The organism is Streptomyces sp. NBC_00984, assembly GCF_045162475.1.
Lineage (GTDB): Bacteria > Actinomycetota > Actinomycetes > Streptomycetales > Streptomycetaceae > Streptomyces.
Map to the genome: position 1 here is coordinate 1,867,536 of NZ_CP108734.1, position 15,848 is coordinate 1,883,383.

Annotated in this window: 14 protein-coding genes; 7 read left to right on the forward strand and 7 right to left on the reverse strand. The window is 70.7% G+C overall.

Annotated features, from left to right (window positions below):
* The first annotated feature begins 97 nt into the window (after window positions 1-97).
* Together OG520_RS08095 and OG520_RS08100 are read left to right on the forward strand one after the other, a co-directional pair.
* On the forward strand, window positions 98-1,837 hold the full coding sequence (locus tag OG520_RS08095) for a PucR family transcriptional regulator (protein ID WP_406012716.1): 1,740 nt from the start codon (window positions 98-100) through the stop codon (window positions 1,835-1,837).
* Window positions 1,838-1,998: 161 nt separating this feature from the next.
* Window positions 1,999-2,784 (forward strand): hypothetical protein, encoded by a 786-nt coding sequence (locus OG520_RS08100; protein ID WP_406012717.1) that lies wholly within the window; start codon window positions 1,999-2,001, stop codon window positions 2,782-2,784.
* 43 nt (window positions 2,785-2,827) lie between these two features.
* Here OG520_RS08100 and OG520_RS08105 read toward each other — a convergent pair whose 3' ends face one another.
* A complete protein-coding gene (locus tag OG520_RS08105; RefSeq protein WP_406012718.1) occupies window positions 2,828-3,592 on the reverse strand; it encodes a GntR family transcriptional regulator in 765 nt (254 codons plus the stop codon).
* 146 nt (window positions 3,593-3,738) lie between these two features.
* Here OG520_RS08105 and OG520_RS08110 point away from each other — a divergent pair, with 146 nt between their 5' ends.
* Together OG520_RS08110 and OG520_RS08115 are read left to right on the forward strand one after the other, a co-directional pair.
* Entirely contained in the window at window positions 3,739-4,587 is an 849-nt protein-coding gene (locus tag OG520_RS08110) for a (2Fe-2S)-binding protein (protein ID WP_406012719.1), read from the forward strand.
* 191 nt (window positions 4,588-4,778) lie between these two features.
* A complete protein-coding gene (locus tag OG520_RS08115) occupies window positions 4,779-5,852 on the forward strand; it encodes a DUF2637 domain-containing protein (RefSeq protein WP_399329130.1) in 1,074 nt (357 codons plus the stop codon).
* Between the two features lie 43 nt (window positions 5,853-5,895).
* Here the strand turns inward: OG520_RS08115 and OG520_RS08120 are convergent, their stop codons facing one another.
* Window positions 5,896-6,258, reverse strand: coding sequence for an ATP-binding protein (locus tag OG520_RS08120; protein WP_406016441.1), 363 nt, complete (start codon window positions 6,256-6,258; stop codon window positions 5,896-5,898).
* A 375-nt stretch (window positions 6,259-6,633) separates the two neighbouring features.
* On the opposite strand from OG520_RS08120, the gene OG520_RS08125 reads away from it, so the two are divergent.
* Together OG520_RS08125 and OG520_RS08130 are read left to right on the forward strand one after the other, a co-directional pair.
* Window positions 6,634-7,056 carry a ribonuclease domain-containing protein gene (locus tag OG520_RS08125; protein WP_266428614.1) on the forward strand — a complete coding sequence of 141 codons (423 nt, stop codon included), beginning with the start codon at window positions 6,634-6,636 and terminating at the stop codon, window positions 7,054-7,056.
* Window positions 7,057-7,165: 109 nt separating this feature from the next.
* Window positions 7,166-7,552: a barstar family protein gene (locus tag OG520_RS08130; RefSeq protein ID WP_406012720.1), complete on the forward strand. Its 387-nt coding sequence runs from the start codon at window positions 7,166-7,168 to the stop codon at window positions 7,550-7,552.
* Window positions 7,553-7,656: 104 nt separating this feature from the next.
* Here OG520_RS08130 and OG520_RS08135 read toward each other — a convergent pair whose 3' ends face one another.
* Entirely contained in the window at window positions 7,657-10,029 is a 2,373-nt protein-coding gene (locus OG520_RS08135; protein WP_406012721.1) for a M9 family metallopeptidase, read from the reverse strand.
* A gap of 350 nt (window positions 10,030-10,379) precedes the next feature.
* On the opposite strand from OG520_RS08135, the gene OG520_RS08140 reads away from it, so the two are divergent.
* On the forward strand, window positions 10,380-11,858 hold the full coding sequence (locus tag OG520_RS08140; protein WP_406012722.1) for an aminopeptidase P family protein: 1,479 nt from the start codon (window positions 10,380-10,382) through the stop codon (window positions 11,856-11,858).
* 92 nt (window positions 11,859-11,950) lie between these two features.
* Here the strand turns inward: OG520_RS08140 and OG520_RS08145 are convergent, their stop codons facing one another.
* From OG520_RS08145 to OG520_RS08160, 4 genes are all read right to left on the reverse strand, one after another.
* Window positions 11,951-12,679, reverse strand: coding sequence for a GntR family transcriptional regulator (locus OG520_RS08145; RefSeq protein ID WP_399329126.1), 729 nt, complete (start codon window positions 12,677-12,679; stop codon window positions 11,951-11,953).
* Between the two features lie 88 nt (window positions 12,680-12,767).
* Window positions 12,768-13,712 carry an ornithine cyclodeaminase family protein gene (locus OG520_RS08150; protein WP_406012723.1) on the reverse strand — a complete coding sequence of 315 codons (945 nt, stop codon included), beginning with the start codon at window positions 13,710-13,712 and terminating at the stop codon, window positions 12,768-12,770.
* Window positions 13,709-14,710, reverse strand: coding sequence for a proline racemase family protein (locus tag OG520_RS08155; protein WP_406012724.1), 1,002 nt, complete (start codon window positions 14,708-14,710; stop codon window positions 13,709-13,711). The genes OG520_RS08150 and OG520_RS08155 overlap by 4 nt, the downstream gene beginning before the upstream one ends.
* A gap of 109 nt (window positions 14,711-14,819) precedes the next feature.
* Complete coding sequence (locus OG520_RS08160) at window positions 14,820-15,728, reverse strand: dihydrodipicolinate synthase family protein (RefSeq protein WP_406012725.1); 909 nt, start codon at window positions 15,726-15,728, stop codon at window positions 14,820-14,822.
* Window positions 15,729-15,848: the final 120 nt, after the last annotated feature.

The window sequence follows — 15,848 nt, forward strand, 5'->3', positions numbered from 1 at the left end:
CCTCGTCTTGTAGATTCGAACGAATGGCGGGGATCAGTAACCTCACCGCATTACCCAGTTTTCACCCGCACCAACGAAAGAGATCGGCGGCGACGAGATGCGGCTGCGCGCACTGCTGGAGACCGACGCGCTGGGCCTGCGGCTGCTCGGCGGCGAGGACGAGCTGGACCGTTCGGTCCGCGGCGTGATGACCACCGACCTGCGGGATCCCAGCCGCTACCTGTCGGGCGGCGAGCTGGTCCTCACGGGCCTGGCCTGGCGCCGGGACGCGGCGGACTCGGAGCCGTTCGTACGGATCCTGGCGGGTGCCGGCGTGGCCGGGCTCGCGGCGGGCGAGGCGGAGCTCGGCGACATCCCCGGCGATCTGGTGGAGGCGTGCGCGCGGCACCGGCTGCCGCTCTTCGCCGTCCATGAGACCGTCGCGTTCGCAACGATCACCGAGCATGTGGTGCGCCAGGTGTCCGGTGAGCGGGCGGGCGATCTGGCGGCGGTCGTGGACCGGCACCGCAGGCTCATGACCTCGGGCCCGGCGGGCGGCGGGCCCGAGGTGGTCCTGGATCTACTCGGATCCGACCTCGACCTGCATGCCTGGGTGCTCTCCCCCACCGGCCGGCAGATCGCGGGCGCCGGTGAAACGTCACTGCCCGGACCGGTCGGCGCCGTGCTGGCCGGCCACCACCTGGCCGCCACCCGCACCGGTCGCCACGCCCCGCACCGGGCCACGGTCGACGGCACCGCGTATTCGCTCTTCCCGATCCGGAACACCGGCCGCGGCGCCGTCCCGGCCTCCCGCGACATCCGTGAGTCGGTGCTCTCGGACTGGCTGCTCGCGGTCGAGGCGGACGCGAGCGACTGGCCGCCGGCCCGGCTGGATCTGCTCCAGGGCGTCACCCAGCTGATCGCCGTCGAACGGGACCGGCGCGACGCGGCCCGCACGGTACGCCGCAGGCTCGCCCAGGAAGTCCTGGAACTGGTCCAGACGGGTGCGCCGCCGGCCGAGATCGCCGCCAGGCTGCGGGTCGCGGCCCCGGTGCTGCTGCCGGGGCTCGGGTCCGCGCCGCACTGGCAGGTCGTGGTGGCGCGGGTCGAGTGGGGCGGCGCGGAGGGACAGTCCGCCGCCGGCGCCCCGGCGGGGTCCGGTTCCGCCGTCGCGGGCGGCCCGGTCGCCCAGGCGCTGCTGGAGGAGATCCTGGTCGACCCCGCGGTCACCGGTCCCGACTCGGCGGACCGGATCGCGGTCGCCCATACGGGCGAGGAGGCCGTCGCCCTCGTACCGCTGCCCGCCGTCACCGCGCCCGCGCCGGACCGGGACGCCGCGCACACCGAGGCGGGCGTGGATCCCGCACTCCATGCCGATGTGCTGCTCGCCGCGGTCCGCGAACCGCTCTCCGCGGGCCTCGCCGACGACGGCCGGCTGACCCTGGGTGTCAGCGCGGCGGTCCATTCGCCCGAGGGACTGCGCGGTGCCCTGGAGGAGGCCCGGCACGCCCGCCGGGTGGCGGCGGCCCGCCCCGGCCGGGTCTGCGCGGCCGGACACCACGAGCTGGCCTCGCACGTGCTGCTGCTGCCGTTCGTCCCCGACGACGTGCGCCGCGCGTTCACCGCACGCCTGCTCGACCCGCTGCGCGACTACGACCGGCGCCACCGCGCGGAGCTGATCCCGACGCTGGAGGCGTTCCTGGACTGCGACGGATCGTGGACCCGCTGCGCGGCCCGGCTCCATCTGCACGTCAACACGTTGCGCTACCGGGTGGGGCGAATCGAGCAGTTGACGGGGCGTGACCTTTCGCGCCTGGAGGACAAGCTCGATTTCTTCCTCGCCCTGCGTATGAGCTGATTTCCCGGCCCTGTCACGGCTGTTGGCGGCTCCATTCGTTTGTGAAATCTTTCACCTGAGATTGAACGACCCCTTGGCCCGGCGTGCAGATCCGTGCTGAGATGCGGCCAGACTCACAGCTCGATGGCGCGCTAGGGGAGGGCAATGTGGCGCATACCGCCATGTCTGGTTCCGGAACGACAGCAGATGACGATCCGCCGCTCCAGACAGCGGTATGGCGGCTGCGGTCACGCGCCTGCTGGACGGACGCCGCCGCACTGCTCGAACCCGGCGCCGGCACCGATCCGGCCGCGGCGCTCCAGCGGACCGCCCTGCTGACCGAACGGTGCCTGTACACCGGAAAGGGCTGGAGCGACGCCGAGGACGCGCTGCGCACCGCGGAGGCGCTGGCCCACGACGACGACGAACGCGGCGCGGCCGCGTGCGAGCGCGGCCATCTGGCGTACGCGTCGACACTCCTGGGAGTACGCGACCGGGCCGACGAGGCCAGTGTCGCGCTGAGCCGGGCCGCCGCACTGCTCGCCCCGTCCGCGCCGGGCCGCCCGCTGCTGGACTTCCGGCGGGGCCTGATCGCGCAGAACATCGCCGACTCGCCGGAGGCCGCGCGCGCCGCGTACCGCAGGGCCCACGCCGGAGCCACCGCACAGGGGGACGCGCTGCTGCTCTCCTCGACCTGGCGCCATCTCGCCCTGCTGGCCCTGCGCGAGGGCGAACTGGCGGAGGCCCGGCACGGCTTCGCGGAGTCCCTGCGGATAAGGGAGGAGCTGGGCTATCTGATCGGTACGGCTCCGGCCCTCATCGCCCTCGCGGACTCCGAGCCGGAGCCCGAGCTGGCGACCCGGCTGCGCGCCGAGGCGGGCCGGCTGTTCCGGCTGCTCGGGGGCGTGCCGACGTGGCTGGCGCCGCATCTGGACCCGCCTCCCGCGGAGACGGCCGAGGCGAACTGAGACCGGAGCCGGGCGGGCCCCGGGTCCGGGGCGCCGCGCCCGGTCAGCCCTCGGCGCCGGTGAAGTGCTCCTGTACCAGCGACTGCACGACGGCCAGGTCCTGGGCGATCAGCGCGTCGAGCAGAGCGGTGTGCTCGGCCGCGTCGGCGAGGAGGTCGGCGCGGCGGGTGACGGGGTTGCTCTCCAGCGGCCACTGGGAGCGGCGGTGCAGGTCGTCGGCGACCTGCACCAGCTGCTCGTTGCCGCAGAGCGCGAGGACCGCGCCGTGGAAGGCCCGGTCCGACTCGGCATAGCCGGCCCGGTCGCCCACGGCCGCGGCGGCCACCGTGGCCTCGGCCAGCGGGCGCAGGGCGCACCAGGCGCCGGGCGGGACGGTCCGGGCCAGCCGCAGCATCACGGGGACCTCGATCAGGGCGCGCACCTCGGCCAGCTCGGCGAGCTCGCGCGGGCCGCGCTCGGACACCCGGAACCCTCGGTTCGGTACGACCTCGACGGCGCCCTCGATGGCCAGCTGCTGCATTGCCTCGCGCACCGGCGTGGCGGAGACCCCGAACCGGGCACCGAGAGCCGGGGCCGAATAGACCTGCCCCGGAGCCAGCCGGCCGTCGACCAGGGCGGCGCGCAGCGCCTCCAGGATCTGGCCGCGTACGGAGTGCCGCTGCACCACCGCGCGCGGGGCGGGCGGCTCGCTGTGGGTGTGTTCGCCACGTGCCTGCTCGCCACGCGTCTGTTCGGGCACCCGGACGACCGCCGGGACGGTCGCGGGCGCGGCGGTCCCGTACGCCTCACGCACTCTGCCCTGCTCCACTCGGACCTCCTCGGCCGGACGCGGGCGCGGCTCGCGTACGCCATGCCTCCTGTGCACGATAGGCGCAGGACGCCGCAGTTCAAACATCGATCCGGTCGGGTAAGGTAAGGCTAACCTGCAAACGGTCGCGATTCGGTGGTCCCTGCATGACACTCCCCGCCCTGCTTCCCGGCACCACGGCGTCCGCCGTGACGGACGCCTACGCGCGCCTGGCCGATGTCTTTCCCGGGGTGCGCGCGCAGGTGCTGGCGGATGACGAGACCGCCCCTCGCGGCACCGGCTGGGTGGGCGCCGACGAGCTGGCGGCGGGGGGCGCCGCGCTCGACGCCTTCCTCGCCTGGGACCACGCCCAGGTGGTGCGGGACTACGGGCAGCAGCCCCGCCCCGACGTGGTCGCCAGCTTCGGGCTGCACCGCTACGCCTGGCCCGCCTGCCTGCTGGTGACGGTGCCCTGGTTCCTGCATCGGCGGGTGCCCCGGATTCCCGTCGGGGACGTGGCGTTCCAGCGGGCGCTGGGTCATCTGACCCTCCGGGTGCGGGAGTTCGCCTGCCTGCCGGACGATCCGGCCGCCGAGCTGCCGGGCGCCCGGGTGGTATCCGACGAGACGGAGCTGCGGGCCGAAGTGCTCGCGGCGGTGGCCGACCACATCGGCCCGGTGCTCGACGGCTTCGGACCTCGGATGCGACGCGGCAGGCGCGCGCTGTGGGGCATGGCGACGGACGAGATCATCGAGGGGCTCTGGTACATCGCCCATCTGCTCGGCGAGGAACGACGGGCGATGGCCGAGCTGGAGGCACTCCTGCCGGGCACCACGAAGCCGTACGTCGGCTCCGCGGGCTTCCGCGATCTGACCGGACCGGACGGCGAATCGCTGCCCACCCGCGACCGGGCGAGCTGCTGTCTGTTCTACACGCTGCGCCCCGAGGACACCTGTGTCACCTGCCCGCGTACCTGTGACGCCGACCGGGTGCGGAAGCTGACGCCCACTCACTGATCAACACCACTCGCGCGAGTAGTACAATTCGAACGCAACTCATCGGTCGCGTGCGGGCATTCGAGCCGACCCCGGTCTTCCGTACGCCGTGCCGACCCAATGGCGTTCTCTTGCCCCGAAACCCCCTGTGCATGATGGGGTTTCGGCAATCATGGCGCCCGAAATGCCCTACGCAACGCAAGGGACCGCGCATGAGACTGACCGACATATCGCTGAATTGGCTGCTTCCGGGCGCCGTGCTGCTCGTGGGAGTCCTGGCGGCGGTGGCGGTGGTCGCGCGCGGCAAGCGCGCCGCTGACACATCCGCGGCCGAGGACAGCTGGGAACGCAGCGAAGAGCGCCGCAGACGCAAGGAGGCCCTGTACGCCACCGCCTCGTACGTCCTGCTGTTCTGCTGTGCGGCGGTCGCCGCCGCGCTCTCCTTCCACGGGCTCGTCGGCTTCGGCGAGCAGAACCTCGGCCTCTCCGGGGGCTGGGAGTACCTCGTCCCCTTCGGCCTCGACGGCGCGGCCATGTTCTGTTCCGTACTCGCGGTGCGCGAGGCCAGCCACGGTGACGCTGCGCTCGGCTCACGCCTGCTCGTGTGGACGTTCGCCGGCGCCGCCGCCTGGTTCAACTGGGTGCACGCACCGCGCGGGATCGACCACGCGGGCGCCCCGCACTTCTTCGCGGGGATGTCGCTCTCGGCGGCCGTGCTCTTCGACCGGGCCCTGAAGCAGACCCGCCGGGCCGCGCTGCGCGAGCAGGGCCTGGTGCCCCGTCCGCTGCCGCAGATCCGGATCGTCCGGTGGCTGCGCGCCCCCCGGGAGACCTTCGGCGCCTGGTCGCTGATGCTGCTGGAAGGCGTACGCACACTGGACGAGGCGGTCGACGAGGTACGTGAGGACAGGCGGGAGAAGGAGCAGAACCGCCTCCGCAGGAAGGACCAGGAGAAGCTGGACCGGGCCCACATCAAGGCGCTGAACCGGCAGAACCGGGCCTGGCGCCGGGTCGGCCGCGGCGGCACCCAGGTGGACGTCCAGGCCATCGCCCCCACGGCGGGCTCCGCGTCCGTCGTGGAACCCGCCATATCCGAGCCGGGACAACTGCCGTTGCGCCCCCGGCCATCCCTGCAAGCCGTGACGGGGCCGAGCGCCGTCGCCCCGGGCCGGAACCCGAATGATCCGGTCACCGTCGACCTCACCGCCGAGGACGACACCCAGGCACTGCCCCGGCTCGATTCGCTGGAGCAGAAGCTGAAGGATCTGGAGCAGCAGTTCGGCTGATCCGCAGTCACAGGCCCTGACGGCCCGGTTCCCTTCCGGTCCGTCAGGGCCTTTCGCCGTCCAGCTCGAACCAGACGACCTTGCCCAGCGCATGGGCGCTGACTCCCCAGGCGTCCGCGAGGCTCCGCACCAGGAGGAGCCCTCGGCCATGCGTACCGTCGTCGGCGTTCGGTACGTACGACAGGGGCAGCCCGGACACGAAGTCCCGTACCTCCACCCGTAATCTGGCGGGCGCCACGCTCACCGTGACGACCGCGCCGCGTCCCGTGTGGATCAGCGCATTGGTCACCAGCTCGCTGAGCAGGAGCTCCGCCACCTGGGCCGGTTCGGTACTCCATCGGTAGCGCAGGAACTCGCGTAACGCATGGCGCACTTCACCCACGGCCGCCAGATCGGTGTGGGCCAGTCTGCGATGCAGCCGGACCGGCTGCCGCTCCTTCGCCCCCGGTTCGTGCGAGGCCTCACCCTCCATGGAATCGGCATCTCCCTGACGTTCCATCATTTCCGCCGCCCGCACAGTGAATCGCCCCCTTCTCGTGGTCCGGTCTCCCGTGTCCGATGCTTCTCGTTGAACTCCTTCGCGGAACATGTTCACGGGATGCATGCCCCGCTGACGGGCCGCCACGCTTGTCGACTCATCAATAAGTGAACGGAGAACCGGAACCGGCCGGAGGACTGCCGGACATCTGCGCGACACATTTCCCCCCTCGGGTTAACTTCCAAAAAATTCACATCGGTTGGCGTTGACGGGACCGTGTCTACGCGCGTCATCATGGTGGCTATGCGAATCCCCCCACGGATCACCACGCTCGGTGGCGCAGCCGCCCTCCTGTCCGTCCTCCTCGTCGGCGCCCCGGCCACCACGGCCACCGCCTCGACCGCATCCACCGCCTCCTCCACCTCCGTCTCCATCACGTCGGTCGGCAGCATCTGCTATTCGGCGCTGCCCGCCCAGGCGCACGACACCCTCGACCTGATCGACGCGGGCGGCCCGTTCCCGTACTCGCAGGACGGCTCCGTCTTCCAGAACCGTGAAGGCGTCCTGCCCGGCCAGAGCGCCGGCTACTACCACGAGTACACGGTCGTCACCCCCGGCTCCCCGACCCGCGGTGCGCGCCGGATCGTCACCGGCGAGAAGGCGCAGGAGGACTACTACACCGGCGACCACTACGCCACCTTCGACCTGATCGACCAGGGCTGCTGAAGCCCGGCCCCTCCGGACCGATCCGCGCCGTAGACCCCCACCTGCGGCGCGGATCACGTTCCGGGGCCGGCAAACGGACCCGACGCTCAACGACTTGTACCCTCCCCCCATGACCGTGACCTATCTGATCGACGGCTCCCGGGTCACCGGCCTGGAGCAGTTCTGGGAAGTGATCGGCGAGGCCGTGAACGGCCCCGGCGGGTATTTCGGCCGCAACCTCGACGCTCTTGCGGACTGTCTCCGCGGCGGGATGGGCACTCCGGACGACGGCGACTTCGTCTTCGAGTGGCGGGACCACGCGCTCTCCGCACGGGCCCTGGGCCACGAGGAGACGGCCCGGCAGCTGCGGCGGAGCCTGGAGCGGGCCCACCCCAGCAACCGGGCGGCGCTCCGCCGCCGGCTCGACGAGGCACTCGCGGGGCGCGGACCGACGGTCTTCGAACAGCTCGTGGAGATCCTGCGGAACGACGGGCCGGGCGTCCTGCGGCTGTTGTGAGCTCCGGGCCGTGTCCGGCGGACGCTCCCCGGAGGAGAGGAACAGCACCGGTCGGCCGAGCAGGATCACCACTCGGCCGACCGATACCGTGGGGGTCGTAGGGATCAGAACTCGGTGGTGACCTTGGCTCCGTCGAACGCCTCGGTGCCGTAGAGGCTGATGAAGTGGTAGCCCGGCGCCGGGTTGTTGACGGTCAGGGTGTGCTCGTTGCCCGCGCCGACGGACTTGTCGGTGTAGACCTTGGTGGTCGCCCACTCCTGCGAGCTGTAGTAGAGATCGGCGTCACCCGTGCCGCCGGAGGCGGTGATCTTCAGCTGGGTGGTGCCGGCCGGGATGACGACGGCCAGGTAGGCGTAGTCGCCCTTGACGGCCTTCAGCCCGCTGCGCATGCAGTTCTGGCCCAGCAGCCTGGTGTCGGCGTCCTTGCACTCGGTGATCTCACCGGGCGGGTTGGTGGATCCGCCGCCGCAGGCACCTGCCGCGCAGGCGGCAAGCCAGGTGTTCCAGTCGGCGTCGTAACGGCTGCCGATGGTCGACGTGAGCAGGGTGCGGGCGCCGTCCCAGTCGCCCTTGCGGTAGAGGCCGAGCAGGGTGTCGACGTCGGAGCGGTGGGATTCGAGCATGTAGCGGACGGCCAGGTAGCCCCAGTTGTAGACGCGGGTCTGGTCGGCGTTGTCGTAGGTGGTGTCGAACAGGGTCCGCAGGGTGTAGGTGCGGTTGGCGGCCTGGGCGACGGCGTCGTCGTAGGTGACCTTGCGGTACGAGTACGAGACGAACTCCGCGAAGCCCTCCACCCACCAGACGGTCGGGGTGGTCATTCCGGCGGCGAAGTCGCCGTACATGTCGAAGCGGCCGTCGAGGTAGTGGGTGTACTCGTGGTTGAGGTTCCAGATCTGGAAGTCGGGGCGGGCCCACTCGGCCTCGTAGGCGATGAACCGGGGCTGGTTGCCCTCGGCCTTGGGGTCGCCCTCCAGGTACATGCCACCGTTGTTGGTGTCGATGCCGAAGATCACTCCGGCGTAGGTCTGGTAGTCGGTGCTGGAGTTGAAGGCCACGACCTCGATGGTCTTGTTGTTGTCGTCGGCGACCGCGCCGTTGTCCCGGGCCACCTCGTGGAAGTAGGCGTCCTGGGCGCGCAGGCTGGAGCAGCTGGCTTCGAGCTCCGCCTCGGTCATGTCCTGCGCCCGGATGGTGATGCTGTCGCTACAGGTGTACTTCACCGGCAGGACGGCCTTCTCGAGACGCGCCGCGAGGTCACAGGCGCCGTAGGCCGCGCAGTTGTCCTTGTCGTAGGCGTCGACCATCTTGGCCAGATTGACCCAGAGCGGGGCGGTGGGGCCGTCGATGGAGCTCTTGCCCATCAGGTCGACCGCGAGCGGGCTCGCCTTGGCGCGCAGCGAGTCCTCCTTGAGGAAGCGGCCGAGCTCGAGTCCCGCGTTGGAGACAAGGAACGACTGCTTGGTGTCCAGCAGGTCGAGGTGGTTCGCGGCGAAGTCGTGCAGGGAGTTCAGCACACTGGAATCGGCCTCGATGGCACTGATGAACTCCGGCACCTGGTGACCCCGGAACATGACCGTGTACACGCTGTTCACGGCGTTGACCATGTACCAGGAGCTGTTGTACGACTCGTCGTAGTCGGCCAGCATCCGCTTGACGATGTTCAGGTAACGGGCGTTCTCCCCGGCGCTGTCGACCAGGATGATCGCCTCGGACAGGCTCTCGCCGTTGGCGTCGGTGACGTCGAAGGCGTGCGAGGAGCCGAAGAAGCCGTCGAGCGCGCCCTGGATGGCCGTACGCAGGCGCGGCCCGTACTCTCCGACGGTGTCGGGGTCGTAGTACTGCACGTAGTAGCCGGCCCGGAGGAAGAGGACCAGCTGGGGCATGCCGGTGCTGCTGTCACCGGGGTAGGAGGCCGATGCGTCGCGCATGGCATCGGCGATGGTGACCATCTGGTCCTCGCGGAAGGCGTTGTAGCCGTCCTGGCCCTTGAGACGGAACAGCGTGTTGACGCAGTCGGTGGTCGCCGCCTTGACCTTCTCGACCAGGGCGCTTCCGGTGTTGTTGGTGAAATCGGTGGTGTTGCACTCGGCCGCGTCCTTGCCGAGCTTCTTGGCGCGGCGCTTCTCGGCCTTCATCGAAGGTGCCGGGTGGCTCGGAAGCGCGGTGGCCTGGTCGTCGTAGTCCCGCTTGAGCGCGTCCTTGGACGCGGACAGTGGCGGCCGGTCGGCGGCCTTGAGCGACTTGCGTTCGACGTGAGCGGCATCGTCGGCGGGTGCCGTCAGCGACTCGGCGGTGGGGCCGCCGGGGTCCTCGGTCCGGGTTTCCGCCCGTCCCTGAGCGGCGCCCGAGGAGTGGGGGGCCGCGGCCGACGCGGCGGGACGTTGCTCGACGGCCTGGCTCGGTGCCGTGAACAGGCCCACGCCCAGGCATGCTGCCAGGACCACAGTGGACAATCCGGTTATTCTCTGTCGAACCATAAGGTTCTTCACGTGCCGCCTCCCAGCGGAGTGGTAACCGCGCAACAGGGCGCGGTTGTGGGGGAATACAAGAGGCCGGTGGCGAACCGGGTCTGAACTGCACTCACGTCGCGACATGAGCACTGCTCCGTTCCCCTTGCGCGCTGTACAATGGCACATGTCACATGTTCTTTGGAACCCCTCTCGCGCACATTCATCCGCGCGACAACTTCTCGTCGCAGCACGGGATATGACACGCGGCCCCGAACGCGCCGGCCGCCGCCACCGGTTTCCCGACCACCGCACCACCGTGTCCCCGGAGAGCCGGAATTCCGGCCCCGCCACCGGTCCCACAGAGCCCCCGAGGAGCAATGCCCGTGTCCCGTTCCTTCTCCGCGCCCCGCACCGGCAGCCACGACCTGCCGGTGTCACCCGCCCTGGACGCCTTCATGGGCACCGGGTGGGCCAAGTCCCCGCTGCCGACCGGACTTCGCGTCCCCTCCATCGACGCCACCCCCGCCCGCCGGGCCCGGCTGGCCGCCCGCTTCCCCGGCGAGCGCCTGATCATCCCGGCGGGCGCGCTCGCCGTCCGCTCCAATGACACCGACCACCGCTTCCGGCCGCACACCGGCTATGCCTGGCTCACCGGCCTCACCGGCGAGGACCAGGCCGGCCATGTCCTCGTCCTGGAGCCGGACGGCGACGAGCGCCACGAGGCGGTGCTCTATCTGCGGCCCCGGTCACCGCGCACCGGCCAGGAGTTCTACCGCGACCGCAGATACGGGGAGTTCTGGGTCGGCCGCAGGCCTGACCTGGCGGAGGCCACCCGGCTGACCGGCATCCGCTGCGCGCATCTGGACGCCTGGGAGAAGCTGCTCACCGGGCCGCAGCCACCGGTGCGGGTGCTGGGCGGCGTGGACCCGTCCGTCGACGAACTGCTGCGTTCCTGCCGCGCGTTCCCGCACGGACGCTCGGCTCCGGCCGGGCTCTCAGCGGTGCTCAGTGAGCTCCGCCTCGTCAAGGACCCCTATGAGACCGGCCAGTTGCAGCAGGCCGTCGACGCGACGGCGGCGGGGTTCGAGGACGTGGTGCGAAGCCTGCCGCAGGCGCTGCGGCACCCGCGCGGCGAGCGCTGGATCGAGGGCGTCTTCGATCTGCGGGCCCGGCTGGAGGGGAACGGTCCGGGCTACTCCACGATCGCCGCAGCCGGGGCGCACGCCTGCGTCCTGCACTGGATCCGCAACGACGGACCGCTGGAACGCGACCAGTTGCTGCTCCTGGACGCCGGGGTGGAGACCGACTCGCTCTACACGGCCGACATCACCCGCACCCTGCCGCTGTCCGGCCGCTTCTCCCCCGTGCAGCGCACCGTCTACGAGCTGGTGCTCGCCGCCCAGGACGCGGGCATCGCGGCCCTGCGCCCGGGAGCGCGATTCCGTGACTTCCATCTGGCGGCCATGCGGGTCATTGCCGAAGGGCTGCACGCGTGGGGCGTGCTGCCGATGTCCGCGGACGAGGCGCTCGATCCGGACAACGGCTTCTACCGCCGGTACACGCTCTGCAGCAGCGGCCACATGCTCGGCATGGACGTGCACGACTGCGCGCAGGCGCGGGCCGACACCTATCTGGACGGGCGTCTGGAGGCCGGTCAGGTACTGACCGTGGAACCCGGGCTCTACCTCCAGCCCGACGACGAGACACTGCCGCGGTCGCTGCGCGGGATCGGAGTGCGGATCGAGGACGACCTCGTGATCACCGCCGACGGCGCTCGCCTCATGTCGTCCGCGCTGCCGCGCACCGCCGACGGCATCGAGGAGTGGATGGCCTCGCTGCTGGAGAACCGGGCCTGAGACCTGCCCCAACGGCCGCCCAACGGGCGGTCGTTGGGGGCGGGGGGTGTGTGGCCGTCGGAGGGCGGTGACAGGTGGAGGGCCGGGGTGGATCAGGCCTCTGCGACCGGCAGTTTCACGCTTCTGATCCGCTTGCCTCCCGCGCCCGTTTCATTGGGTTCCTCCTCGGCCCAGAGATTCCTGACATGTGACATATGAGCCAGCATGCACCGCTCGGCGCGCTCCGCGTTGCCGGCGATCAAGAGGTCGAGCAGCTGACCATGTTCCTCGGCCGACTGGACCAACAGCCCGGTTTCATCGAGCCGGTTCAGCCCGAAGAGGCGTGATCGCTTGCGCAGATTACCGACCTCCTCCACCAAGCGGCGGTTTCCCGCCAGGCCGAGCAGTTCGAGGTGGAAGCGGCGGTCCGCCTCCAGATAGCCGAGGATGTCGTGCTCGGCAGCGGCTGCGACGATCGCCTGGGCGAGTGGCCGCAGCGCCTCCAGCTCCCTGGTCCTGCCCATCCGGGCGATGCGTCCGACGGTGGGAACCTCGATCATGACCCGCAGCTCGGTGAAGTCGTCGAGATCCTGTTCGGTCAGCTCCGTTATCCGGAAGCCCTTGTTGCGTACGGCTTCGACCAGGCCCTCGCGAGCCAGGTCGAGCATGGCCTCGCGGACCGGGGTGGCGGACACCCCGAAGTCGGCGGCGAGCGCGGGAGCGGAGTAGATCACCCCCGGACGGAGTTCCCCCGCGATGAGGGCCGCCCTGAGGGCGTTTGCCACCCGGTCACGCAAGTGCTCCTGCGCGGAGATGGCGTTGAGCGTCGTCAGGCGGGCCATATGTGTTCCTCCAGCGCCGTGCGGGGCCTCAGAATACAATGTCACGTTTCCGCCAGGGCCCGTCGTTCCGGAGCTGTGGACAACTCGCTCAAGGCGCCGAATTCCGGTGCACCGCCGCGGCGACAGCGAGGTCCTCCCAGCCCATCCCGACGCTCTTGAAGAACCGGGGACCCTCGAAGTCGGCCGGCCTCCCCTCGATGTTGCGACCGGTCACCAGCTCGGCGAGGTTGGCGACGATGTCCTCGGCCCCGAAGGCGCCCTCCGCCAGCGGGATCAGTAGATCGCCCGCCTCCGACAGCGCCGCCGACCGCGATTCGACGATGACGGCGGAGCGTGACACCAGCGCGGTGTCGACCTCCCGGGCATCGGGGGTGTGCGAGCCGACCGCGACGACCGTCGCCCCGTCCGGCACGAGGGAACCGTCGAACAGCGGAGTGGCGGAGGTGGTACAGCAGAGCACCAGATCGGCCGTGGCGACCTCACCGGTACCGTGCCCCTGCCCCACGCGGGCGTCCACCCCGAGCCGGCGGGCGTGCTCGGCCAGTGTCTCGGCCCGGTGCGGGTTGCGGCCGACCACCGTGACCCGTTCGACCCGGCGTTCCGCGAGCACCGCGGCCAGGTGCCCGTATGCCTGGGGCCCGGTTCCGAAGAGCACCAGATGGCGCACGACGGACCCGGTGAGGTGGCGGATCGCCAGTGCGGACACGGCCGGTGTACGCAGGGTGGTGAGCGCGGCCCCGTCCAGCAGGGCGAGCGGCAGCAGTGTGGGGGCGTCGAGCAGCAGATAGCTTCCGGTGATCCGGGGCAGGTCGCGCGCCGGGTTGGCCGGGGCGACCCCGGCGATCTTCACTCCGGTCACCTGCCGGGTGGTCGCGGGCATGATCAGCAGCTCCCCGCCGGGCACTGTGACATGGTGCCGGGGCGGCGCCGTCTCCGGATCCAGTCCCCCGCTCAGCGCCGCCTCCAGTGCGTCCACGGCTCCGGTCGGTCCCAGGGCCTCGATGTCGTCGGCGCCGAGCAGGGGAAGATTCACAGCAGGAATCCTTCGGGGAAGGGATCGGACGGGTTCAGGAAGAATTGTGCGGTACCGGTGATCCAGGCGCGGCCGGTGACGGTGGGGACCACAGCCGGCAGTCCGCCCACGGTGGTCTCCTGGACGAGCCGTCCGGTGAACGAGGTGCCGATGAAGGACTCGTTCACGAAGTCGGTGTCCAGGGGGAGTTCACCGCGTGCGTGCAGCTGGGCCATGCGGGCCGAGGTGCCGGTCCCGCAGGGCGAGCGGTCGAACCAGCCGGGGTGGATGGCCATCGCGTGCCGGGAGTGGCGGGCGTCGGACCCGGGCGCGATCCACTGCACATGCTTGAGGCCGTGGATGCTGGGGTCCTCGGGGTGGACGGGCCGGTCGGTGGCGTTGACCGCGTCCATCAGGGCGAGCCCGGCAGCCAGGATGTCGTCCTTGCGCGCCCGGTCGAAGGGCAGCCCGAGGTCGGCCAGGTGAAGCATCGCGTAGAAGTTCCCGCCATAGGCGAGGTCGTAGCGCAGCTTCCCGTAGCCGGGGACGTCCAACGTCCGGTCGAGCGCGACGCTGAACGCCGGAACGTTGGTGAGGGTCACGGCGGTGGCGGCGCCATCCGTCACCTGTACGTCGACGCTGACGAGCCCGGCCGGGGTGTCCAGCCGCACGGTGGTGACGGGTTCGGTGACCTCCACCATGCCGGTCTCCACCAGGACGGTCGCCACCCCGATGGTGCCGTGCCCGCACATCGGCAGATAGCCGGAGACCTCTATGAAGAGGACGCCGTAGTCCGCGTCCGGCCGGGTGGGCGGCTGGAGAATCGCGCCGCTCATGGCGGCGTGACCGCGCGGTTCGTACATGAGCAGGGTGCGCACGGCATCCCGGTGCTCCTGGAAATGGTTGCGCCGTTCGGCCATCGTGACACCGGGGATGGTGCCGATGCCGCCGGTGATGACGCGGGTGGGCATGCCCTCGGTGTGTGAGTCGACGGCATGGAAAATGTGACGTGTCTGCAAGGCTCCCCCTGGTTCGTCAGGACGGATACGAAGAACACAAGAAACGGGACGGAACGAAACGGTCCGGGCCGGACGCTCCGTCCGGGCGTACGGCGGCCGGATGCCGCTCTCAGTGAAGGCCCCCGGCGAGTGCCTTCTCCGTCGCGGCGCGTACGGCGGCCGCGTCGTCGGCGGGGAGGGGGAACCGGGGCGGACGGGTGCGGCCGCCGTGGCGTCCGGCGACGTCCATGGACGCCTTGATGGCCTGGACGAACTCCGGCTTCGAGTCCCACCTCAGCAGCTCGTGCAGCTCCCGGTACAGCGGCAGAGCGGTTGCCATGTCACCGGTGACAGCGGCCCGGTACAGATCGACGCAGCAGGACGGCAGCATGTTCGGGCAACCCGCGATCCACCCGACGGCGCCGGCCAGTGCCAGTTCCAGCAGTACGTCGTCGGCGCCCACGAGCAGGTCGAGACCGGGCGCCTTTTCGGCGATCTCGTACGCCCTGCGGACGTCGCCGGTGAACTCCTTGACGGCCACGATACTGCCGTCCTGGTGGAGGCGGGCGAGCAGGTCCGGTGTCAGATCCACCTTGGTGTCGTACGGGTTGTTGTACGCGACTACCGGCACCCCGGCCTCGGCCACCTCGGCGTAGTGGGCGCGCACCGCCTCGTCCTCGCAGCGGTATCCGTTGGGCGGCAGGAGCAGTACGGAACCGGCGCCCGCCTCGGCGGCCTGTTCCGCCCAGCGCCGTGATTCCGCGCTGCCGTAGGCGGCGACGCCCGGCATGACGCGGCTGCCGTCGCCCGCGGCCTCGACGGCGACCCGGACCATCTGCTCGCGTTCACTGTCGGTCAGGGTCTGGTACTCCCCCAGTGAGCCGTTGGGCACCACTCCGTCGCAGCCCGCCTCGATGAGCTGCCGCACATGGGTGGCGTAGGCGTCGTAGTCGATGGTGCAGTCGTCGCGCAGGGTGACCGGGGTGGCGACCATGACGCCGTGCCAGGGGCGGGTGCGTGAGTCGGTGTTCGTCTGCATCGTGGCTCCTTGAGAGGTGTGACATGTCACGGTGTGGAGGAAACATGGACAACAGTGGGTGAACGCACCGTTCCGGTACGCGGGAGCCCGTAGCGGCGGGCCGTCGGGCTCCGAGGGAAG